The sequence below is a fragment of the Sphingomonas sp. RB1R13 genome, from assembly GCF_036663775.1.
In the GTDB taxonomy this organism is placed as follows: Bacteria; Pseudomonadota; Alphaproteobacteria; order Sphingomonadales; family Sphingomonadaceae; genus Sphingomicrobium.
Window position 1 is genome coordinate 1 of the sequence record NZ_JAXOJM010000040.1, and the last position, 1,319, is coordinate 1,319.

General features: G+C 68.0%; 2 protein-coding genes. One reads left to right on the forward strand and one right to left on the reverse strand.

Annotation, left to right across the window (positions count from 1 at the left end):
- Window positions 1–984, reverse strand: a 984-nt coding sequence (locus U1700_RS14635; RefSeq protein WP_332753422.1) for a Glu/Leu/Phe/Val family dehydrogenase, incomplete at its 3' end; no start/stop codon positions are given.
- A gap of 129 nt (window positions 985–1,113) precedes the next feature.
- Between U1700_RS14635 and U1700_RS14640 the strand changes: the two genes are divergently transcribed.
- On the forward strand, window positions 1,114–1,319 hold a 206-nt coding region (locus U1700_RS14640; RefSeq protein ID WP_332753423.1), incomplete at its 3' end, for an Lrp/AsnC family transcriptional regulator.

Sequence of the window (1,319 nt, forward strand, 5' to 3'; positions counted from 1 at the left end):
GTTCCGGTCGGCCAGCGTCAGGGCATCGGTCATCGTCCGCCCGACCGCCAGGACCCGCCGCCGGACCTCCGCGCCGCGCCAGCCCAGATATTCGCCCGCGACATTGATGATCCCGCCCGCATTGACCAGGAAGTCGGGGGCATAGAGGATGTCGCGTTCGGCCAGTCGCTCGGCCATGTCCTCGCTGGCCAGCTGGTTGTTGGCCGCGCCGCACACCACGCTGGCGCGCAGCTGGGCGACCGTCTCGGCGTCCAGCACCCCGCCCAATGCGCATGGGGCCAGCACGTCGACACGGGCAGACAGCAGCGCTCGGCTGCTCATCACCATCGCGCCGAAACGGTCGGCGGCGCGCGCGGCGACCTCGCTGCGCGGTTCCGCGACGATCAGCCTGGCGCCCTGTTCGTAGAGCAGCTCGCACAGCGCGTAACCGACATGGCCCAGCCCCTGTACGCCCACCGTCACGTCGGACAGTTCCGCGCCCAGCCGCTGGCGAACCGCGACCCGCATCGCCTGCACCACGCCCAGCGCCGTCCAGGGTGAGGGATCGCCGCCGGGCTTCTGGCCCGACACGGGCAGCCCCGCGACATGGCGGGTGCGAGTCGCGACCTCCGCCATGTCCGTCACGCTGGTCCCGACATCCTCGGCGGTGACATAGCGGCCCTTCAATTCGGCGACCTGACGGCCAAAGGCGCGGAACAGCGCGGCGCGGTCGAACGGACCCTGAGGCAGGCGAATGACGGCCTTGCCGCCGCCAAAGGGGAGGTCGGCCAGCGCGTTCTTGAGCGCCATGCCCTCGGCCAGCCGCAGCGCATCGACCGTTGCGGCGCGATCGTCGGCATAGTGCCACAACCGGCACCCGCCTGCCGCCGGGCCCAGCGCGGTCGAATGGAGCACGATGACACCGTTCGCGCCGCTGTCCTTGTCATGGAACGTCACCACCTCTTCGGGGGGCAGGCTCTGGTGGTCTTGGGCTTGGCGAAGCATCGGTCGTGTCCCTGAAATTCTGTCTGACGCAGAAATAGCCCGGAACGAGAGGCGAAACTGATCCCATTCAGGTGGCGAAGTGTGATTCTTGGGTTAAGATCACCGCTATATCGCTATTTCGGGAATAAAATGTCGCAAGAGCTGGATATCTGGGAACGTCGCATCCTCGCATTGCTGCAAGAGGATGCCAGCCTGTCCACCGCCGCCATCGCCGAGGCCGTGGGGCTGTCGGCGTCGCCCTGTTGGCGGCGGATCGACCGGCTGGAGCGGGAGGGTATCATCAAGCGCCGGGTCGCGCTGGTCGACCGGGCCAAGGTGGGGTTGAAGGCGCAGAT